The following is a 20,519-nucleotide window of genomic DNA, read 5'->3' on the forward strand; positions in this document are numbered from 1 at the left end:
GGTACTGCCCACCATGAACTATCAGTTGAACTTTGCCGCCGTGTGGCGCGACTTCCCCAGCTTGCTGGCGGGGCTCGGCCTGGGCCTGGAGCTGGCGCTGCTGTCCATCGCCATCGGCTGCGTGATCGGCCTGATGATGGCGTTTGCCATGCTGTCCAAGCACCGGGCGCTGCGTGTGCTGGCCTCGGTGTACGTGACGGTGATCCGCAATACGCCGATCCTCGTGCTGATCCTGTTGATCTACTTCGCGTTGCCGTCCCTCGGGATCCGTCTCGACAAAATCCCGTCCTTCATCATTACCCTGTCGTTGTACGCCGGTGCCTACCTCACCGAAGTGTTCCGCGCAGGCTTGCTGAACATCCCCAAGGGGTTGCGTGAAGCCGGCTTGGCCATCGGCCTGGGCGAGTGGCGTATCCGCGCCTACATCACCGTGCCGGTGATGCTGCGCAACGTGTTGCCCGCGCTGTCGAACAACTTCATTTCGCTGTTCAAGGACACCTCCCTGGCCGCTGCCATCGCAGTGCCGGAGCTGACCTATTACGCCCGCAAGATCAACGTCGAAAGCTACCGGGTGATTGAAACCTGGCTGGTCACGACCGCGCTCTACGTGGCTGCCTGTTACCTCATTGCCATGCTGCTCCGTTACCTGGAACAGCGTCTGGCGATCCGTCGTTAAGGAGGGCTGTCATGTACGAGTCCCCAAGCTGGCTGCATGAGTTGTGGATCGCCCGGGATACCCTGTGGGCGGGCTTTCAGGCCAGTGTTTATGTGTCGGCCCTGGCGATTATCTTCGGCACCCTTATCGGCATTGTCGCCGGGTTGATCCTGACCTACGGCAAGTTCTGGATGCGTGCGCCGTTTCGCCTGTACGTCGACCTGATCCGTGGCACCCCGGTGTTCGTGCTGGTGCTGGCGTGTTTCTACATGCTGCCGGCGCTCGGCTGGCAAATCACCGCGTTCCAGGCCGGTGCCGTCGGGCTGACGCTGTTCTGCGGCTCCCACGTTTCGGAAATCGTGCGCGGGGCGCTGCAAGCCATTCCCCGTGGGCAACTGGAGGCGGGCAAGGCCATCGGTCTGACGTTCTACCAGTCCCTGGGCTACGTGCTGCTGCCCCAGGCGCTGCGCCAGATCCTGCCGACCTGGGTCAATTCCTCCACGGAAATCGTCAAGGCCTCCACCTTGCTCTCGGTGATCGGCGTGGCCGAGTTGCTGCTCAGTACCCAGCAAGTCATCGCGCGCACCTTCATGACCCTGGAGTTCTACCTGTTCGCAGGCTTTATGTTCTTTGTCATCAACTACGCCATCGAGTTATTCGGGCGCTACATTGAAAAGCGGGTGGCCTTGCCATGAACCAACCTCAAACCAACCAACCGCTGCTGAATATCCGCGGCCTGCGTAAACAATACGGCCAGGTCGAAGTGCTCAAGGGCGTCGACCTGTCCATGCAACGCGGCAACGTGGTGACGTTGATCGGCTCCAGCGGCTCGGGCAAGACCACGCTGCTGCGCTGCGTGAACCTGCTGGAAGAATTCCAGGGCGGTCAGATCACCCTGGACGGCGAGTCCATCGGCTACAGCGAAATCGCCGGCAAGCGCGTGCGTCACCCCGAGCGCGTGATCGCCCAGCACCGCGCGATGACCGGCATGGCGTTCCAGCAGTTCAACCTGTTCCCGCATTTGACCGCCTTGCAGAACGTCACCCTCGGCCTGCTCAAGGTCAAGAAGATGGGCAAGGACGAAGCCGTGGCCCTCGCCGAAAAATGGCTGGACCGCGTCGGCCTGCTGGAGCGCCGCAACCATTTTCCCGGCCAGCTTTCCGGCGGCCAGCAACAACGCGTGGCGATTGCCCGCGCCATTGCCATGAACCCGAGCCTGATGCTGTTCGACGAAGTCACTTCGGCCCTCGACCCGGAGCTGGTGGGTGAAGTGCTCAGCGTGATCAAGGGCCTGGCGGAAGAGGGCATGACCATGTTGCTGGTCACCCACGAAATGCGCTTTGCCTATGAGGTGTCCGACAAGATTGTTTTCATGAACCAGGGCCGCATTGAAGAGCAGGGCACCTCGAAGGACATCTTCGAACGCCCGCAATCGCCGCGCCTGGCGGAATTTCTCAAGAACATTCGTTTTTAATCAGGAGCACTTTTTTATGAGCATTACTCGTTACGGCACCGGCAGCACCGCCGGCGGCGGCCAACCCCGTCCTTTCGCCCGTGCGGTGGAAGCCGACGGCTGGCTCTACGTCTCGGGCCAGGTGCCAGCGGTGGACGGTGAGATCATCAACGGCGGGATCATTGAGCAAACCCGGCAGACCATGCGCAATGTGGTGGCGATCCTCGAGGAAGCCGGTTACGAATTGAAGGACGTGGTACGCGTCGGTGTGTGGCTGGAAGACCCACGGGACTTCTGGAGTTTCAACAAGGTCTTCGGCGAATACTTCACCCCGGAACACGCCCCGGCGCGCGCTTGCGTGCAGGCCAACATGATGGTCGATTGCAAGGTGGAGATCGATTGCGTGGCGTACAAGAAAAAAGGCTAAATTGCCCCGACCCTAAGGCCGCCAACGATCCAATGTGGGAGCTGGCTTGCCTGCGATGACGGAGTGTCAGGCATCCATTTGTGACTGAACCACCGCCATCGCGGGCAAGCCCGCCCCCACAGGGGGTCACTGTGCAGCATTACCACTATGACCGGACCGAAAACTGCCATGACCGAAGACACCATCAAACGCCGCGCCAAGGGACTGGACCGTGCGTTCGATATCCTCGATTTTCTCAAGGAAATCGGCCAGCCCCTGCGCCCGAATGATATTGCCAGCGGCATTGGCAGCCCCAAGTCCACCGTTTATGAGCTGGTTGCGTCGCTGCTTGAACGCCGCATCCTCGAGACCGTAGGCAAGGACGGTCACGTCTACCTGGGCCGCCAGCTGTACTTCCTGGGCCAGGCGCACCTGCGCCATTTCGACCTGACCCGCGAGGCCGACCATGCCTTGCAGGAGATCGTCAGCCAGACCCACGAAACCGCGCAGATGTGCCTGCTCAACGGGCGCAAATATACGGTGGCGCTGATGCGTGAAGGCGAGCGGCATTTCCGCATTTCTTCGGACATCGGCGAAAACGCGCCGATCCCCTGGACTGCCTCCGGGCGCCTGCTACTCGGGCACTTGAGCGACCAGCAGATCATCGACCTGATCGACTACGATGACTTCATCCTGCCGGATGGCCAGCGGTTGCCGCTGGAAACTTTCCTGGCGCAAATCCGTCAGGCCACCCTCGATGGCTTCTTTTCCTTCGACAGCGTGGCCGACACCTTTACCCATTGCTTTGCCGCCCCGGTACGGGACGCGCAAGGCATCAGCATCGCGACCCTGTGCATCGTTGCACCCCGGGCCGATGCGATCAAAAACTACAACGACTATCGCCGGGTGTTGATCGACAGCGCCAACAACCTGGCCCGTCGCATCAACGAATAGGAGCATTTCATGTCTGCCATCAATGCCGTTGAAAAAGGCGCCGCCGCCGTCGGTGCCCACCTGGTCCGTGACGTCAGCCTGCCGGCCCTGGTGCTGCACCGCGACGCCCTGGAACACAACATTCGCTGGATGCAGCAGTTTGTCAGCAACAGCGGCGCCGAACTGGCGCCCCATGGCAAGACCAGCATGATGCCGGCGCTGTTCCAGCGTCAGATCGAGGCGGGCGCCTGGGGCATTACCCTGGCCAACGCCGTGCAGACCCGCGCCGCCTATGCCGGTGGCGTGCGACGCGTGCTGATGGCCAACCAACTGGTGGGCGCACCGAACATGGCGTTGATCGCCGACCTGCTGGCCGACAAGGATTTTGATTTTCACTGCATGGTCGATCACCCGGACAACGTCGCCGACCTGGGCCTGTTCTTCGCCGCCCGTGGCCTGCGCCTGAACGTGATGATCGAATACGGCGTGGTCGGCGGCCGTTGCGGCTGCCGCAGCGAGCAGGAAGTGCGCGAGCTGGCGAAGGCGGTCAAGGCCCAGCCGGCCCTGGCCCTCACCGGTATCGAAGGCTATGAAGGCGTGATCCATGGCGAGCACGCCATCAGCGGTATCCGCGCGTTCGCGGCAAGCCTGGTGCGCCTGGCGGTCGACCTGCAGGACAGCGGCCATTTTGACCTGCCCAAGCCCATCGTCACCGCCTCGGGTTCGGCCTGGTACGACCTGATCGCCGAATCGTTCGAAGCACAGAACGCCGCTGGCCGCTTCCTCAGCGTGCTGCGCCCGGGCAGTTATGTGGCTCATGACCACGGCATCTACAAAGAGGCGCAATGCTGCGTGCTCGACCGTCGCAGCGACCTGAACGAAGGCCTGCGCCCGGCGCTGGAAGTCTGGGCCCATGTGCAGTCGTTGCCTGAGCCGGGGTTTGCGGTGATCGCCCTGGGCAAGCGCGACGTGGCCTACGACGCCGGTCTGCCGGTGCCGCTCAAGCGCTACAAGGCGGGTATTTTGCCGGCAGAAGGCGATGACGTTGGCGCGTGCAAGGTCACGGCGGTGATGGACCAGCACGCCTTCATGACCGTGGCGCCGGGGGTTGAGCTGCGTATTGGCGACATCATTTCGTTCGGTACTTCCCACCCGTGCCTGACCTTTGACAAGTGGCAGGTGGGGTGCCTGGTGGATGAGCAGTTGCAGGTGATTGAGTCTCTGCATACCTGCTTCTAAACCGTGTCGCGGCCATCGCAGGCAATCCAGCTCCCACATGTTGAATTGTGAATACTTTCAACTGTGGGAGCTGGCTTGCCTGCGATGAGGCCCTCCAAAACACCCGAGACCATTGCCATGACCACCCAACCCCGCATCGCCCTCATCGGCGAATGCATGATCGAACTGCAACACCGCGCCGACGGCAGCCTGCACCAAAGCTTCGGCGGCGACACCCTGAACACGGCGGTGTACCTGCGCCGTGAACTGGGCAGCACCGGCAGCGTCGACTACGTCACCGCCCTGGGCGATGACAGCTTCAGCGACGCGATGTGCCAGCAATGGGCTGAAGAAGGCCTGGGCCTGGGCATGGTCCAGCGCCTGCCCGGGCGCCTGCCGGGCTTGTACTGCATCCAGACCGACGCCAACGGCGAGCGCAAATTTCTCTATTGGCGCAACGAAGCCGCCGTGCGCGACTGCTTCACCACGCCGGCGGCCGAGCCGATCCTGGCGGCGCTGCCGGGCTATGACGTGGTGTATTTCAGCGGCATCACCCTGGCGGTGCTGGGTGAAGTCGGGCGTGCGCGCCTGCTGCAAACCCTGATCGAAACCCGTCGGCAAGGCGGCAAGGTGGTGTTCGACAACAACTACCGGCCGCGCCTGTGGACGTCTGTTGAAGCCGCGCGCACGGCGTATCACCAGGTGATGGCGGAGGTGGATGTTGCCTTGCTGACCGAAGATGACGAGCGGGCGCTGTTTGGCTATGAAGACAGCGAGCAGGTGTTTGCGGCGTACCCGGCGATTGCTGAGGTGGTGCTTAAGCGTGGGGCGGATGAATGTTTGATCCGTTGCGCGGGGGAGCGCTTTGCGGTGCCGGCGGTGAAGGTTGAGAAGGTGGTGGACACGACGGCGGCGGGGGATTCGTTCAGTGCGGCGTACTTGGCGAGTCGGCTCAAGGGTGGTTCACCTGAACAGGCTGCATTGGCCGGGCATCAGCTGGCCAGTCGGGTCATTCAGATTCCAGGGGCTTTGATTCCTCGTTGAATGGCCGCCTGCGGCGGTTCGCGGGCAAGCCCGGCTCACACAGTTGATCGGTGTACGCCGTCCAATGTGGGAGCTGGCTTGCCTGCGATAGCGGTTTACAGCCAAGCCCCTTAGTCGCGGTAGAACACCTGCACCAGGTGATACCCGAACTTGCTCTTGATCGGCCCGTGCACCACCTTCACCGGCTTCTTGAAGATCACCGCATCAATTGCCCCCACCATCTGCCCGGGCCGCACTTCGCCCAAGTCGCCGCCACGCTTGCCCGACGGGCAGGTGGAGTACTTCTTGGCCAGCACATCAAAGGCTTCGCCCTTGGCGATGCGCTGCTTGAGCTGTTCGGCTTCTTCGCTGGTTTTTACCAGGATATGACGGGCTAGGGCTTTCATGCAGGTTACCTTGCAACGGTCAAACGTAAGGGCGCGCGATTATGCCTGAACTCACTCGACGACGCTGATCATGCTGCGGATTTTCGTGGCCAGCAGGTCGATGGAAAACGGTTTGGCCACCATGTCCATGCCGTCTTCCAAAAAGCCTTGGCGTTCGGCGGCTTTTTCAGCGTAGCCGGTCATGAACAACACGCGCAGGCCAGGCCTGTGCTGGCGGGCGATTTCCGCCAGTTGCCGGCCATTCATGCCGGGCAAGCCCACGTCGGTCACCAGCAGGTCCACGCGCAGATCCGATTCCAGCAACGGCAACGCCGTGCGCGCATCCGCTGCCTGGTGCGCGGTGTAGCCCAGTTCGTCGAGCACATTGACCACCAGCATGCGCACGGCGGGGTCATCCTCGACCACCACCACGGCCTCGCCGGCCAGTGCCAGCGGCGCTTCGCTCAAATGCTCCGGCAGGTTGCTTTCCAGCGCCGTGCCATGCAGGCGCGGCAGGTACAGGCGTACGCAGGTGCCCTGGCCGGGTTCGCTGTGAATGGTCACGTGGCCGCCGGATTGCTGGGCAAAGCCGTAGATCATCGACAACCCCAGGCCGGTGCCTTGACCGATGGGCTTGGTGGTGAAGAACGGGTCGAACGCCTTGGCGAGGATTTTCGGCGCCATGCCGGTGCCGTTGTCGCACACGCCAAGCATCACGTAGTCACCGGCCTTCACCGGTTCCAGAGTGGTGATGTCGGTGCCGTCCAGGTAACTGTTGGCGGTTTCGATCAGCAGCTCGCCGCCATCGGGCATGGCGTCGCGCGCGTTGATCACCAGGTTGAGCAGGGCGTTTTCCAGTTGGCTGGCATCGGTGTTGACCGGCCAGATGTCGTGGCCCAGTTGCACCTTGAGCGTGATATGCGCGCCTTTGGTGCGGCGGAACAAGTCTTCAAGCGAAGCCACCAGTTGGTTCGGGTCCAGCGGCCGACGGTCCAGCGACTGGCGCCGCGAGAACGCCAGCAGCCGGTGGGTGAGGGCGGCCGCACGGTGGGCCGATGAGACGGCGGCGTCGGTAAAACGGCCGATCTCATCGCTGCGCCCGGCTGCGATGTAACGCTGCATCAGGTCCAGGCTGCCGATGATGCCGGTGAGCATGTTGTTGAAGTCGTGGGCAATGCCCCCGGTGAGCTGGCCCACCGCTTCCATTTTTTGCGCGTGGCGCAGGGCGTCTTCGGCCCGCTCGCGTTCGAACATCTCGTTCTGCAGACGCTGGTTGGCTTCGGCCAGGGCCTGGGTGCGCTGGGCCACACGTTCTTCGAGGTTTTCGTTGAGGTGGCGCAGGGCTTCTTCGGTGAGCTTGCGTTCAGTTTCGTCGATCACAAAGATGTAGAAACCGTTCACCGAGCCGTCATTGCTGAAGCGCGGCAGGTACTTCATCAACGCATGGCGCGGTCGGCCGTCGCGGTGCGGGGTGATGGTCATGAAGCTGCACGCCTTGCCCTTGAGGGCGGCGGCGATCTTATCTGCGCGCCCGGCATACACCTCGTCGCCGAGCACTTCGCGAATGGTCTTGCCGTACAGCTCCTGGGGCGTCATGCCGTACCACTCCAGGTACGCGCTGTTGTTCAGGCGAAACCGTTGCTCGTGATCCACGTAGCCGATCAACACCGGCATGGCGTTGATGATCAACTGCAATTCGGTCTGGCTTTGGCGCAGGGCCTGCTCAGTGTGCTTGCGCTCGGTCAGGTCCAGCGCAGCGCCGAGAAAACGCGCCGGGCGGCCTTGATGGTCCTTGTAGCAGCGGCCCCGGGCAAACACCCAGCGCACCTGGCCATCGGCCTGCAACAGGCGGTACTCCTCGGCGTATTCGGTGCCGAAGGTGATGCAATGCTTGATGCTGCGCGCCACCATGCCACGGTCTTCGGGGTGCACGCCTTGCAGGTAGTCGCTGATGGGCAGCAACCCGGCGCTTTGCGGGTCGACGCCATGCAGGTAGGCGAAGTGCGCGTCGGCGATGAAGCGGTCTTCGCCGATGTCCCAATCCCAGGTGCCCACTGCGTCAGTGGCAGCCAATGCGAGTTGCAGGCGTTGTTCGGTGTTGTGTTGGGCCTTGCGCCGTTCGTTGGTTTCGATGGCGGTGACGAGGATGCCGGCGACGGTGCCGCTTTCGTCGCGGATCGGGCTGTAGGTCAGGTCCAGCCAGATTTCGGTGTCGCGGTTGTTGCGCTGCAGCACGAAGCGCTGCTCGCTGAAGCTGCGCACCTGGCCGCTGAGCACCGCGTCATAGATGGGTGCGGTAAAGCTCTCGAGTTCCGGCCAGGTCTGGTGCGCCGGCTGGCCCAGCGCCTCGGGGTGCTTGTTGCCCGCCAGTTGGGCGAAGCCGTCGTTGTACAGCTGAGTGAGGTGGCTGCCCCACAGCAGCAACATCGGCATGGGGGAATGCACGACGATATCCACGGCTGTGCGCAGGCTTTGTGGCCAATCGTTGGCCGCACCGAGTGGGCTTTGCGCCCAGTCCAGCCGCGCAATCAATGCTGCGGCCTCGCTACCGGTGGAGATGTCCTTCATGAAAAAGCCCTGAGCGTAACGCTTTGAAAGATGACAACACCCATTATCCCGTGTGCCGGGCGTGAGTGACTACCCCCGAAAAATAGCATGCATTGGGGGTTTGTCTTCAAATCAGTGCATCAGAGCTGAAACCTTTCATCTTTACGCCAATTCAGGGCGGTCACGAAACTGCTCGAGCGCCTCCGGGTTGGCCAGGGCATCGGTGTTTTTCACCGGCTCGCCGTGCACCACGTTGCGCACCGCCAACTCGACGATCTTGCCGCTGATGGTGCGAGGGATATCCGTGACGGCAACGATCTTTGCCGGTACGTGGCGTGGCGTGGTGTTGGCGCGGATCACCTGGCGGATCTGCTGCTCCAGGGCCTCATCCAGCGCGATGCCATCGGTGAGGCGCACGAACAGCACCACCCGCACATCGTCCTGCCAGCGCTGGCCGATGGCCAGGCTTTCCAGCACCTGGGGCACCTTTTCCACCTGGCGATAAATCTCGGCCGTGCCAATGCGCACGCCACCGGGGTTGAGCACGGCGTCGGAGCGCCCATGGATCAGCAGGCTGCCGTTGGGGCGTTGCTCGGCGTAGTCGCCCTGGGCCCAGACCCCGGGGAACTGGCTGAAGTAGGAGGCGCGCAGCTTTTGCTGGCCGGGGTCGTTCCACAGGCCGATGGGCATGGCGGGGAAGTGCCGGGTACACACCAGTTCGCCTTTTTCACCGATCAAGGGTTGGCCCTGATCGTCCCAGACCTCAATGGCCATCGCCAGGCTCTTGCACTGCATCTCGCCACGGCGCACCGGCAGCACAGGGTTGCCGATCACAAAGCAGGAGACGATATCGGTACCGCCGGACATGGATGACAGACACAGCTCACCTTTGATCTCGCGATACACATAGTCGTAGCTCTGGGGGGACAGCGGCGAACCCGTGGAAATCAGGCCCTTGAGGCTGCCCAGGTCATGGCTCAAACGCGGTTGCAGCCCGGCCTTTTCCAGGGTGGCGAGAAACTTGGGGCTGGTGCCGAACACGCTGATCTTTTCTGCGTCAATCAGGTCGATCAAGCGTTCGGGCCCCGGGTGGAAGGGCGAGCCGTCATACAGCACCGCCGTGGCGCCGATGGCCAGCACCGACACCAGCCAGTTCCACATCATCCAGCCGCAGGTGGTGTAGTAGAACAGGCAGTCGTCCCGGGACAGGTCGGCGTGCAAGCCGTGTTCCTTGAGGTGGGTGAGCAGCACGCCACCGGTGCCATGGATGATGCACTTGGGCACGCCGGTGGTGCCGCTGGAATAGAGGATGTACAGCGGGTGGTCAAAAGGCACGGCGACGAAATCCGGCTCGCCGCCGGGGTGGTAGAAGTCGTTCCACAGCGTGACAGTTGCCTGGGTTTGATAGTCCTCAACCCGCGCCTGAGGCCGGGCGTAAGGCACGATCAGCAACTGTTCCAGAGACGGCAAGCGTTCGAGGATCTCGTTGAGCTTGGTGCTCTGGTCGATCTCTTTGCCGGCATAGCGGTAACCCGCGCAGGTGATCAGCACCTTGGGTTCGATCTGGCCGAACCGGTCGATCACGCCCTGGGTGCCGAAGTCGGGCGACGAACAGGACCAGATCGCCCCGAGGCTGGTGGTGGCGAGCATGCCCACCAGGGTTTGCCAGGTGTTGGGCATGCACGCCGCGACGCGGTCGCCCTGAACCACACCCGCCGCCCGCAGGCTTTGTTGCAGGCCGGCCACGTGGGCGGCGAGTTCGGCGTAGGTCAGTTGTTCGCGTTGGCCGTCTTCGCTGATCGCCACCACGGCGGGATGATCATCGCGACGGCGCAGCAGGTGCTCGGCAAAATTCAGGGTGGCACCGGGGAACCATTGGGCGCTGGGCATCTCGGCGTCTTCGATCAGCACGGCACTGGGCGGGCTGCGAAATTGCACGTCGAAGAACGCGACGATGGCCTGCCAGAAGTCCGGGCGCTGGTCGATGCTCCACTGGTGCAGGGCCGGGTAGTCGTTGAGCTGCACGTCGTGGCGCTCGTTGATGTAGCGGCGGAACTGATCCATGCGCGTGGTGGCGATGCGTTCCGGGGAGGGTTGCCAGAGGATGTCGGACATAAAGCTGCCTCTTGTTCTTGTACAAGTCTACCTAACAACACAGTTCTAAATTGTGGGAGCTGGCTTGCCTGCGATAGCGGTGTGTCAGTTGGCTAATTTGTTTCTGATATACCGCCATCGCAGGCAAGCCAGCTCCCACATTCAATCTTCTGTGTTTGATTTATTGGGCCAACCAACCGCCATCAATGTTCCACGCCGCACCCCGCACCTGGCTGCCAGCCTCACTGCACAGGAACAGCACCAGTTCACCCAACTGTGGCGGCGTCACGAACTCCAGCGACGGCTGCTTCTCCGCCAGCAAATCATGCTGCGCCTGCTGCGGGTCGACGCCGTTGGCCGCGCGGTCATCAATCTGCTTCTGCACCAGCGGCGTCAGCACCCAGCCAGGGCAGATGGCGTTGCAGGTGACGTTGCTGGTGGCCGTCTCCAGGCCCACCACTTTAGTTAGCCCAATGACGCCATGCTTGGCCGCCACGTACGCCGCCTTGCCCACCGAACCGACCTGGCCATGCACCGAGGCGATATTGACGATGCGCCCCCAGCCCTTGGCCTTCATGCCCGGCAGGCTCAAGCGCGTGCTGTGGAACACCGATGACAGGTTGATCGCGATGATCGAATCCCAACGCTCAGCCGGGAAGTCTTCCACCGCCGCCACATGCTGGATGCCGGCGTTGTTGACCAGGATGTCCACGCCGCCGAACTCACGCTCGGCGTAGGCGATCATGTCGGCGATCTGCGCCGGGTCGCTGACGTCGGCCGGGTGGTGCCCGACCTTGCCGCCAAAGGCTTGCACCTGGGCAATCACCGCGCTGGCGTCGCCGAAGCCGTTAAGGATCAGGTTGGCGCCGGCCTTGGCCAGGCTCAGGGCAATCCCCAGGCCGATGCCGCTGGTGGAACCGGTGACCAGGGCGGTCTTGCCATTCAACGTCGTCATACAAACCTCACACAATGCCGGTGGCGTAGAAAGTACCGATCACCACGAACACCGCGAGGGTCTTGATGATCGTGATGCCGAAAATGTCCTTGTAGGCTTCGCGGTGCGTCAGGCCGGTGACTGCCAGCAGTGTGATCACCGCGCCGTTGTGGGGCAGGGTGTCCATGCCGCCGCTGGCCATGGCCGCGACGCGGTGCAGCACTTCAAGGGGGATATTGGCCGCATGGGCCGCCGAAATAAAGCTTTCGGACATGGCCGCCAGGGCGATGCTCATGCCACCCGACGCCGAACCGGTGATACCGGCCAGCAAGGTCACGGTAATCGCCTCGTTGACCAGCGGGTTGGGGATGCCCTTGAGCCAGTCCGCCAGCACCAGGAAGCCCGGCAGCGAGGCGATCACCGCGCCAAAGCCATACTCTGATGCGGTGTTCATTGCCGCGAGCAGCGCCCCGCTGACCGCGCTTTTGCTGCCTTCGGCGAGCTTGCTCTTGATGGCCGACCAGCCGAACACGAGCACCATCAAGATACCCACCAGCAACGCCGCTTGCACCGCCCAGATCGCGGTGAGCTTGGCAATTTCAGTGGTCACCGGCGCGCTCATGCCGGGCAGCGCGAGGCTGTGGGTCTTGCCGTACCACTGCGGGATCCAGTGGGTGAACAGCAGGTTCATTACACCTACAAGGATCAGCGGCGACAGCGCCACCCACGGGTTGGGCAGCGCCAGGTTGTCGGCGGTTTCCGGTTCGTTGCGCAGCTCGGTGCCATACCCTTCACCGGCGCGCTGCGCCTTGTTGCGTTGGCGCGCGAGGTAGAGCATGCCGGCGCAGAACACGAAGACCGTGCCGATCAAGCCCAGCCATGGCGCGGCCCAGGCGGTGGTGTTGAAGAAGGTGCTGGGGATGATGTTCTGGATCTGCGGCGTGCCGGGCAGGGCGTCCATGGTGAACGAGAACGCACCGAGGGCGATGGTCGCCGGGATCAGGCGCTTGGGGATGTTGCTCTGGCGGAACATCTCGGCCGCAAACGGGTACACCGCAAACACCACCACAAACAGCGACACGCCGCCGTAGGTGAGCAGGGCGCACACCAGCACGATCACCAGCATGGCCTGGCGCGTGCCCAGCAGGCGGATCGCTGCGGCCACGATGGAACGGGAAAAGCCCGACAGCTCGATCAGCTTGCCGAACACCGCGCCGAGCAGGAACACCGGGAAATACAGTTTGATAAAACCGACCATCTTCTCCATGAACACCCCGGTAAAGGCGGGCGCCACGGCAGACGGGTCGGTGAGCAGGACAGCGCCGAGGGCGGCAATGGGGGCAAACAGGATAACGCTATAGCCACGGTAGGCTGCCAGCATCAACAGCGCGAGGGCTGCCAGGGCAATGATCACACTCATGGTGTGTCTCCAAATCGGATTGTTATTTTTGTGGGGGTGTTGCTGTGGGGAGGGCTATAGCGAGATGCGTGCCAATAATAATAACTTATTGAAAGTTAAAGATATTTTGTATTTTTTGAATGGCGATTCTGGATAGAATCTCAAATTGGAGACAGGTGAAGTTTTGGGGTGGGAGCTGGCTTGCCTGCGATAGCGGTGGTTCAGCTGACCATTGACCAACAGACAGGCCGCTATCGCAGGCAAGCCAGCTCCCACATTGGATTGTCTTTAAAATGAGATTTATGTCTCTTTAATGAGATTGGGCGATTCCCAGCGCCACCATCTTCTTGTACAGCGTCGACCGTCCAAGCCCCAAACGCTTGGCTGCATCGACCACATTTCCCTCGCACGCCTGCAACGCCGCTGCAATGACCTGCCGATCAAAGCGCTCCCGCGCCGCGTTGAAACTTTCGCCCTCTACCGGTACCACCGTATTACGTTCCACGGGGGTAAAGGTGCCGATGGCGGCGCGAATTTCCTCGGCATTCAACACCAGGTCATCACTGAGCAACGCCGCACGCTCCAGCACATTGCGCAGCTCGCGGATGTTCCCCGGCCACGCGTGTTGTGCCAGCAGCGCCAAGGCCTCGCGGTCCAGTTCATGCTGGCTGCGCAGCTCCTCCAGGATCGCCTCGCTCAGCGCCGGAATATCTTCCAGCCGTTCACGCAAGGGCGGTACGTGGATGGGCAGTACATTCAGCCGGTAATACAAGTCGGCACGGAACTCGCCACGCTTGATCGCCGCTTCCAGGTCCATGGACGTGGCGGCAATCACCCGCACGTCGCTGTGCAGCATCTCGTTGGAGCCCACGGGCTCGAACTCCTTTTCCTGCAACACCCGCAGGAGTTTGCTTTGCAGCGGCAGGGGCATGTCGCCGATCTCATCAAGAAACAGCGTACCGCCCTGGGCGATCTGGAACTTGCCGGGACGGCCCTTGCGGTCGGCGCCGGTAAACGCGCCGGGCGCGGTGCCAAAGAACTCGGCCTCGAGCAGATCGCCCGGGATAGCCGCGCTGTTGATGCTGACAAAAGCCTTGTGCGCACGCGGTGAGGCGCCGTGTATCGCCTGGGCCAGCAACTCCTTGCCGGTGCCGGTTTCCCCCAGCAGCAACACCGGCGATTCGGCACTTGCACTGCGCCGTGCGCGACGCTTGACTTCAAGGCTGGCCGCGCTGGTGCCAATAAAGTGCGCAAAGTTGTACTTGCTCTGCCGTGAGCGCAGCAGCGAGCGGGTCGAGGCCAGTTCCTGTTGCATGCTCAGGTAGCGCTCGATCAACGGCGACAGGTTGCGCAGCTCGTCGAACAACGCAAAGCCGATCGCTCCGATCACCGCACCGGCATCGTCGTGAATCGGCAGGCGCATCACCACCAGCGGGCCTTTGGGCGTGTCCTGGATATCCAGCAGGATCGGCTGGTCATTGCGCACCACCTGGCGCAACAGGCTGTTGGAGATCACCTGCTCGCAGGGTTGGCCAATCGCTTCGTCGGCGCTCTTGAGGCCGAAGCGCTTGGCGTAGCGCTCGTTCATCCAGACGATATTGGCGTCGCGGTCGACAATCACCGTGCCTTCGCTGGACTGCTCGATGATCTCGAACAGCGACTGGATGGCCAGGCCGCGAACCTGCTGGTAGTCCTTGAGGCTTTCGGTGATGTTCATAGTTATGCCGTCAACACAAAATCAAAATTGGAATACGGTCCTGTAGGCGCCCGGCTTGCCGGCGATGGCGGTGTGTCAGTCGGTATATTCGGTACTGATAGACCGCTATCGCAGGCAAGCCAGCTCCCACAGGGGCAAGCCTTTACAAGGGAATGTGCGCGGCAGCCAGCAGCTCTTTGGTGTACGGATGCTGCGGGGCTTCGAACACCGTATGGCTCGCGCCACGCTCCACCACCTTGCCGTCCTTGACCACGATCATGTCATGGGCCATCGCGCGCACCACCGCCAGGTCATGGCTGATAAACAGGTAGGTCAGGCCGTACTTTTCCTGCAGCTCCCGCAACAACGCCACCACTTGTTTCTGCACCGTGCGGTCGAGGGCCGAGGTGGGCTCATCCAGCAGCATCAGCGCCGGTTTGAGCACCAGGGCGCGGGCGATGGCGATGCGTTGGCGTTGGCCACCGGAAAACTCATGGGGGTAACGATGCCGGCTCTCAGGGTCGAGGCCCACATCCTTGAGCACCTGGATCACCTGGGCGTCTCGGTCGGCGAGGCTGCACGGTGCATGCACCTCCAGGCCTTCGCTGATGATCTGCTGCACCGACATGCGCGGGCTGAGGCTGCCGTAAGGGTCCTGGAACACCACCTGCATCTGCTTGCGCCACGGGCGCATCTGCTGGTGGTTCAGCGGGTCAAGGGCCTCGCCCTGGAAGCGGATGCTGCCGGTGGAATCCAGCAGGCGCAGGATCGCCTGGCCGAGGGTGGACTTGCCCGAGCCGGACTCGCCGACAATCCCCAGGGTCTTGCCACGCTGCACGCTGAGGCTGATGCCATCCACCGCGCGCAGGTAGGTCTTGCGCTGGAACAAACCGCTGCTCAACGGGAACTGCACGGTCAGGTCGTCCACCTGCAACACCGTCTCGTGGACGTCGCTGCACAACGGTTCGCCTGCCGGTTCAGCGTCCAGCAGCAGGCGGCTGTAAGGGTGTTGCGGCGCGTTGAACAGAGCCTGGCAGTCGGCTTGCTCGACGATCTCGCCGGCGCGCATCACGCACACCCGCTGGGCAATGCTGCGCACCAGGTTGAGGTCGTGGCTGATCAGCAGCAGCGACATGCCCAGGCGTTGCTGCAACGACTTGAGCAACAGCAGGATCTTGCGCTGCACCGTCACGTCCAGCGCGGTGGTGGGCTCATCGGCGATCAGCAACTCCGGCTCGCACGCCAGGGCCATGGCGATCATCACCCGCTGGCGCTGGCCACCGGAGAGTTGATGCGGGTAAGCCTTGAGCCGTTCCTGGGGTTTTTGAATGCCCACCAGTTCCAGCAGTTCGAGGATGCGCGCCTGGGCGGCCTTGCCCCCCAGGCCCTTGTGCAGCAGCAGGGTTTCGCCGATCTGCTTTTCGATGCTATGCAAAGGGTTCAGGGACGTCATCGGCTCCTGGAAGATCATCGCAATGCGGTTGCCCCGCAGCTTCTGCAAGGTGGCGGCCGATGCGCCGATCAATTCCTGGCCGCGGTACTTGATGGATCCGGTCGTCGTCGTGCCGGCTTCCGGTAGCAATTGCAGGATCGAGTGGGCCGTCACCGACTTGCCCGAGCCGGACTCGCCCACCAGCGCCAGGCACTCGCCGGGGCGCACGTCCAGGCACAGGTCTCGCACCACGGTCTGGCCGCTGAAGGCGACGCTGAGGTCGCGTATTTCGATCAGGTTCATAGGCGGTCACTCATGAGCGTGGGTCGAAGGCATCACGTAATGCCTCGCCGATAAAAACCAGCAGCGACAGGATCAGCGCCAGTGTGAAGAACGCCGTCAAGCCCAGCCAGGGCGCCTGCAGGTTCTGTTTGCCCTGGGCGATCAGTTCACCCAGGGACGCGCTGCCGGCGGGCATGCCAAAGCCAAGGAAATCCAGGGCGCTCAGGGTAGAGATCGCCCCGGTCAAGATGAACGGCAGGTAACTCAAGGTGGCGGTCATGGCATTGGGCAGGATGTGCCGGCGGATGATCTTGTCATCGCCCAGGCCCAGGGCCCGTGCCGCCTTGACGTATTCCAGGTTGCGCCCGCGCAGGAACTCGGCGCGCACCACGTCCACCAGGGCCAGCCAGGAGAACAGCGCCATGATCCCCAGCAGCCACCAGAAGTTGGGTTCCACGAACCCCGACAGGATGATCAACAGGTACAGCACCGGCAGCCCAGACCACACTTCCAGTACGCGCTGGCCGAGCAAGTCCACCCAGCCGCCGTAATAGCCTTGCAGCGCGCCGGCCGCGATACCGATGGCGGCGCTGATGGCGGTGAGTGCCAGGGCAAACAGGATCGACACCCGCGCACCGAAGATCACCCGCGCCAGCACATCTCGCGACTGGTCATCGGTGCCCAGCCAGTTCACCGCCGACGGCGGGCTGGGGGCAGGGCGGGTCAGTTCGTAGTTGGGCGTGTCTTCACTGAAGGGGATGGGTGGGAACAGCATCCAGCCGCCGTCGTGCTCGATCAGCTTTTTCACGTAGTCACTGCGATAGTCGGCCTGGAATGGCAGCTGCCCACCGAACTGTTGCTCGGTGTAGCGCTTGAACACCGGGAAATACAGCTCGTTCTTGAAACTCAGCACCAAGGGCTTGTCGTTGGCGATCAGCTCGCCGCCCAGGGTCAGGATAAACAGGCCGATGAACATCCACAGCGACCACCAGCCGCGGCGGTTTTTCTTGAACCGTTCGAAACGCCGACGCGCTACAGGAGACAGATTGAGCATCAGGCGTTCCTCGCGGCGAAGTCGATACGCGGGTCCACCAGGGTGTAGCAGAGGTCACCGATGAGTTTGATCAAGAGGCCGAACAACGTGAAGATAAACAGCGAGCCGAACACCACCGGATAATCCCGGGAGAGGGCGGCCTCGTAGCTCATGCGCCCCAGACCATCAAGGGAAAAGATCACCTCGATCAGCAAGGAACCGGCGAAGAACACCGCGATAAACGCCTGGGGAATGCCGGAAATCACCAGCAGCATGGCGTTGCGGAACACATGGCCATAAAGCACACGGCGTTCACTCAAGCCTTTGGCGCGGGCGGTCACCACGTACTGGCGCGTGATTTCATTGAGGAACGAGTTCTTGGTGAGGATGGTCAAGGTCGCAAACCCGCCGATGACCAGCGACGTCACCGGCAATACCAGGTGCCAGAAGTAGTCGGCGACCTTGCCCACGGTGCTCAGTTCTTCGAAGTTTTCCGAGACCAGCCCGCGCACGGGGAACCAGTTCAACGACGTGCCACCGGCAAACACCACGATCAGGAACATCGCAAACAGAAACGCCGGCATCGCGTAGCCGATCACGATGGCGGTGCTGCTCCACACGTCAAAGCTGCTGCCATGGCGTACCGCCTTGCGGATACCCAACGGGATCGACACCAGGTAGGTGATCAAGGTGGCCCACAGGCCGAGGGAGATGGTGACGGGCATTTTTTCCAGGATCAGGTCGATCACCGTCTTGCCGCGAAAGAAGCTGTTGCCAAAATCCAGCTTTGCGTAGCTTTTGAGCATCAGCCACAGGCGCTCTGGTGCCGGCTTGTCGAAGCCGTATTGTTTTTTGATGTCCTCGATCAGTTTCGGGTCCAGGCCACGGCTGGCGCGGGACCCCGTGCCGGCACCGTCCCCGCCGGAGCCGCCGACGCCACCGCCGCCGATCCCTTGCAGGTGGGCGATGGCCTGTTCCACCGGGCCGCCGGGAGCGGCCTGCACGATCACGAAATTCACCAGCAGGATGATCACCAGCGTCGGGATGATCAGCAGCAAACGCCGCACGATATAGGCAAACATCAGCGGGGCCCTCCGCGTTTTTTCAGCTCGGCTTGCATCTGTTCATTGGTCAGCGGCACTGGGCTGATTTCCCACCAGGTTTCCAGGGCTTCGTCGTTCTTGGCTTCAACGGCCGGGCGACCGAAGCGGTTCCACCAGGCAGCGGAGGTGCCGGGTGGGTAGTAGTTGGGAATCCACAGGTAATTCCATTGCAGCACCCGGTCCAGCGCATGGGCGTAGGTGAGCATCTGCGCCTGGGTGTTGGCCTTGACCAGGCCCTGGATCAAGCTGTCGACGGCCGGATCCTTGAGCACCATGTAGTTGTTGGCGCCCGGGTCATAAGCGGCCGCCGAGCCGAAGTAGTTGTACAGCTCCATGCCCGGCGAAGTGGTGACCGGGAAACCGATGACGATCATGTCGTAGTCACGCGCCATGATCCGGTTCACGTATTGCGACGAGTCGATGCGGCGGATATTCAGGGTGATGCCGATCTGTGCCAGGTTGCGTTTGTACGGCAGCAGCAGGCGCTCCATGCCGGCCTGGGCATTGAGGAAGGTGAACTCCAGCGGCTCGCCGTCGGCGTTCACCAATCTGTCGCCCTTGGGTTTCCAGCCGGCCTGCTCCAGCAGCGCCAGGGCTTGCAATTGTTTATCGCGAATCATGCCGCTGCCGTCGGTGACAGGCGCCTTGAACACCTGGGTGAACACCTCGTCGGGAATCTTCCCGCGCAGCGGTTCGAGGATGGCCAACTCTTCTTTGGTCGGCAGTTGGCTGGCAGCCAGCGGGCTGTTGGAGAAGAAACTCTGCTGGCGGATGTACATATTGCGCATCATCTGCCGGTTGGCCCACTCGAAGTCCCACAGCATCGCCAGGGCCTGGCGCACGCGGCGGTCCTTGAACATCGGTTTTTGCACGTTGAACACATAACCCTGGGCCGGCTGCGGCATCTCTTTGGCCAGGTGGTCGCGTTGCAGGCGGCCATCGTCGAGGGCCGGGCCGTTGTAGCCGATGGAATAGCCGGTGGCGGAGAACTCGCGGTTGAAGTCGTAGGCGCCGCCACGGATCACCTGGCGCGCCACTTCGGTGTCGCCGAAGTACTCCAGGCTCAGGTGGTCGAAGTTGTACAGGCCACGGCTGACGGGCAGGTCCTTGCCCCACCAGTTGGGGTCACGGGTAAAAGTGATGGTGCTGCCGGAGTCGATCTTGCTGATCGTGTACGGGCCACTGCCCAGCGGGGCTTCGTAGCCGCCGCCGTTGGCGAAGTCGCGGGTTTTCCACCAGTGCTCGGGGAACACCGGCAGGGTGGCGATATCCAGGGGCAGGGTGCGGTTCTCGTTGCTGGAAAAATCAAAGCGGACCTGGCGCTCGCCTTCGACCTCGACGTGCTTGACGTCGGCGAACAGGGTGCGAAAACGCAGGCTGCCTTGGGTCATCAATAGGTCGAAACTGTAGCGCACGTCTTCGGCGGTGATGGGCGTGCCGTCGGCAAAGCGCGCCTTGGGGTTCAGGTAGAAGCGCAACGACAGGCCGTCGTCGGCGCATTCCATTTTTTCGGCCACCAGGCCGTACACCGTGTAGGGCTCATCCAGGGAGCGTTGGGCCAGGGGCGCATACAGCCAGCCGTCGACCTGGGACACGCCGATGCCTTTGTCGATATACGGCAGCACGTGGTCGAAACGCCCGATCTCGATGGCGGAGCGCTTGAGGCTGCCGCCCTTGGGGGCGTTGGGGTTGGCATAGTCGAAATGGGTGAAACCGGCGGGGTACTTGGCCGGTTCGCCGTATACCGTGAGGTAAGTCTGCGGGGCCGCGATCACGGCCGAACTGGCCAACAGCAGGGCCAGGGCAGAGCTGAGCAGGGGGATGGAAAAAGCCAATCGCATTATCAGCCTTGAGCGCCGGGTGAACAGGAATAAGGATTTGTACGCTAACGGCGTGAGCGTCGCCAGTCATCACATGCACAACGG

The 20,519-nt window shown here is 62.4% G+C and carries 17 protein-coding genes; 7 read left to right on the forward strand and 10 right to left on the reverse strand.

The genetic code is table 11. From position 1 onward, the window contains the following. Positions 1-13: 13 nt before the first annotated feature. The 7 genes from HX792_RS08950 to HX792_RS08980 all read left to right on the forward strand — a co-directional run bounded on the left by HX792_RS08950 (position 14) and on the right by HX792_RS08980 (position 5,709). On the forward strand, positions 14-676 hold the full coding sequence (locus HX792_RS08950; RefSeq protein ID WP_176995730.1) for an amino acid ABC transporter permease: 663 nt from the start codon (positions 14-16) through the stop codon (positions 674-676). 11 nt (positions 677-687) lie between these two features. Next, positions 688-1,350, forward strand: coding sequence for an amino acid ABC transporter permease (locus tag HX792_RS08955; protein WP_016976586.1), 663 nt, complete (start codon positions 688-690; stop codon positions 1,348-1,350). Beyond that, positions 1,347-2,129, forward strand: a complete 783-nt coding sequence (locus HX792_RS08960) for an amino acid ABC transporter ATP-binding protein (protein WP_065907741.1) — start codon at positions 1,347-1,349, stop codon at positions 2,127-2,129. The genes HX792_RS08955 and HX792_RS08960 overlap by 4 nt, the downstream gene beginning before the upstream one ends. A gap of 16 nt (positions 2,130-2,145) precedes the next feature. Then, entirely contained in the window at positions 2,146-2,535 is a 390-nt protein-coding gene (locus HX792_RS08965) for a RidA family protein (protein WP_032896881.1), read from the forward strand. Positions 2,536-2,703: 168 nt separating this feature from the next. Then, positions 2,704-3,468 (forward strand): IclR family transcriptional regulator, encoded by a 765-nt coding sequence (locus HX792_RS08970; protein ID WP_106580124.1) that lies wholly within the window; start codon positions 2,704-2,706, stop codon positions 3,466-3,468. Between the two features lie 9 nt (positions 3,469-3,477). Next, positions 3,478-4,686, forward strand: a complete 1,209-nt coding sequence (locus HX792_RS08975; protein ID WP_176995731.1) for an amino acid deaminase — start codon at positions 3,478-3,480, stop codon at positions 4,684-4,686. A gap of 117 nt (positions 4,687-4,803) precedes the next feature. After that, a complete protein-coding gene (locus HX792_RS08980) occupies positions 4,804-5,709 on the forward strand; it encodes a sugar kinase (RefSeq protein WP_176995732.1) in 906 nt (301 codons plus the stop codon). Positions 5,710-5,819: 110 nt separating this feature from the next. Here HX792_RS08980 and HX792_RS08985 read toward each other — a convergent pair whose 3' ends face one another. From HX792_RS08985 to HX792_RS09030, 10 genes are all read right to left on the reverse strand, one after another. Further along, positions 5,820-6,095 (reverse strand): peptidylprolyl isomerase, encoded by a 276-nt coding sequence (locus tag HX792_RS08985; RefSeq protein ID WP_060752567.1) that lies wholly within the window; start codon positions 6,093-6,095, stop codon positions 5,820-5,822. Positions 6,096-6,146: 51 nt separating this feature from the next. Continuing rightward, positions 6,147-8,642, reverse strand: coding sequence for a PAS domain-containing sensor histidine kinase (locus HX792_RS08990; RefSeq protein ID WP_176995733.1), 2,496 nt, complete (start codon positions 8,640-8,642; stop codon positions 6,147-6,149). Between the two features lie 141 nt (positions 8,643-8,783). Continuing rightward, complete coding sequence (locus tag HX792_RS08995) at positions 8,784-10,736, reverse strand: acetoacetate--CoA ligase (protein WP_176995734.1); 1,953 nt, start codon at positions 10,734-10,736, stop codon at positions 8,784-8,786. Positions 10,737-10,896: 160 nt separating this feature from the next. Then, positions 10,897-11,670: a 3-hydroxybutyrate dehydrogenase gene (locus HX792_RS09000; protein ID WP_046034061.1), complete on the reverse strand. Its 774-nt coding sequence runs from the start codon at positions 11,668-11,670 to the stop codon at positions 10,897-10,899. A 7-nt stretch (positions 11,671-11,677) separates the two neighbouring features. Beyond that, a complete protein-coding gene (locus HX792_RS09005) occupies positions 11,678-13,069 on the reverse strand; it encodes a GntP family permease (protein ID WP_176995735.1) in 1,392 nt (463 codons plus the stop codon). A 289-nt stretch (positions 13,070-13,358) separates the two neighbouring features. Further along, positions 13,359-14,765, reverse strand: a complete 1,407-nt coding sequence (locus HX792_RS09010; protein WP_176995736.1) for a sigma-54-dependent Fis family transcriptional regulator — start codon at positions 14,763-14,765, stop codon at positions 13,359-13,361. Between the two features lie 142 nt (positions 14,766-14,907). Beyond that, positions 14,908-16,479 (reverse strand): ABC transporter ATP-binding protein, encoded by a 1,572-nt coding sequence (locus HX792_RS09015; RefSeq protein ID WP_176995737.1) that lies wholly within the window; start codon positions 16,477-16,479, stop codon positions 14,908-14,910. A gap of 10 nt (positions 16,480-16,489) precedes the next feature. After that, positions 16,490-17,512: an ABC transporter permease gene (locus HX792_RS09020; protein ID WP_176995738.1), complete on the reverse strand. Its 1,023-nt coding sequence runs from the start codon at positions 17,510-17,512 to the stop codon at positions 16,490-16,492. After that, positions 17,512-18,573 (reverse strand): microcin C ABC transporter permease YejB, encoded by a 1,062-nt coding sequence (locus tag HX792_RS09025; protein WP_176995739.1) that lies wholly within the window; start codon positions 18,571-18,573, stop codon positions 17,512-17,514. The genes HX792_RS09020 and HX792_RS09025 overlap by 1 nt, the downstream gene beginning before the upstream one ends. Further along, positions 18,573-20,435, reverse strand: coding sequence for an extracellular solute-binding protein (locus tag HX792_RS09030; protein ID WP_176995740.1), 1,863 nt, complete (start codon positions 20,433-20,435; stop codon positions 18,573-18,575). Before HX792_RS09030 ends, HX792_RS09025 begins: the two co-directional genes overlap by 1 nt. Positions 20,436-20,519: the final 84 nt, after the last annotated feature.

The organism is Pseudomonas sp. B6002, from assembly GCF_013385985.1.
Taxonomy (GTDB): domain Bacteria; phylum Pseudomonadota; class Gammaproteobacteria; order Pseudomonadales; family Pseudomonadaceae; genus Aquipseudomonas.

Coding starts and splice junctions, on each gene's coding strand:
- HX792_RS08950 (WP_176995730.1), top strand. CDS start 14: ATGAACTATCAGTTGAACTTTGCCGCCGTGTGGCGCGACTTCCCCAGC.
- HX792_RS08955 (WP_016976586.1), top strand. CDS start 688: ATGTACGAGTCCCCAAGCTGGCTGCATGAGTTGTGGATCGCCCGGGAT.
- HX792_RS08960 (WP_065907741.1), top strand. CDS start 1,347: ATGAACCAACCTCAAACCAACCAACCGCTGCTGAATATCCGCGGCCTG.
- HX792_RS08965 (WP_032896881.1), top strand. CDS start 2,146: ATGAGCATTACTCGTTACGGCACCGGCAGCACCGCCGGCGGCGGCCAA.
- HX792_RS08970 (WP_106580124.1), top strand. CDS start 2,704: ATGACCGAAGACACCATCAAACGCCGCGCCAAGGGACTGGACCGTGCG.
- HX792_RS08975 (WP_176995731.1), top strand. CDS start 3,478: ATGTCTGCCATCAATGCCGTTGAAAAAGGCGCCGCCGCCGTCGGTGCC.
- HX792_RS08980 (WP_176995732.1), top strand. CDS start 4,804: ATGACCACCCAACCCCGCATCGCCCTCATCGGCGAATGCATGATCGAA.
- HX792_RS08985 (WP_060752567.1), bottom strand. CDS start 6,095: ATGAAAGCCCTAGCCCGTCATATCCTGGTAAAAACCAGCGAAGAAGCC.
- HX792_RS08990 (WP_176995733.1), bottom strand. CDS start 8,642: ATGAAGGACATCTCCACCGGTAGCGAGGCCGCAGCATTGATTGCGCGG.
- HX792_RS08995 (WP_176995734.1), bottom strand. CDS start 10,736: ATGTCCGACATCCTCTGGCAACCCTCCCCGGAACGCATCGCCACCACG.
- HX792_RS09000 (WP_046034061.1), bottom strand. CDS start 11,670: ATGACGACGTTGAATGGCAAGACCGCCCTGGTCACCGGTTCCACCAGC.
- HX792_RS09005 (WP_176995735.1), bottom strand. CDS start 13,069: ATGAGTGTGATCATTGCCCTGGCAGCCCTCGCGCTGTTGATGCTGGCA.
- HX792_RS09010 (WP_176995736.1), bottom strand. CDS start 14,765: ATGAACATCACCGAAAGCCTCAAGGACTACCAGCAGGTTCGCGGCCTG.
- HX792_RS09015 (WP_176995737.1), bottom strand. CDS start 16,479: ATGAACCTGATCGAAATACGCGACCTCAGCGTCGCCTTCAGCGGCCAG.
- HX792_RS09020 (WP_176995738.1), bottom strand. CDS start 17,512: ATGCTCAATCTGTCTCCTGTAGCGCGTCGGCGTTTCGAACGGTTCAAG.
- HX792_RS09025 (WP_176995739.1), bottom strand. CDS start 18,573: ATGTTTGCCTATATCGTGCGGCGTTTGCTGCTGATCATCCCGACGCTG.
- HX792_RS09030 (WP_176995740.1), bottom strand. CDS start 20,435: ATGCGATTGGCTTTTTCCATCCCCCTGCTCAGCTCTGCCCTGGCCCTG.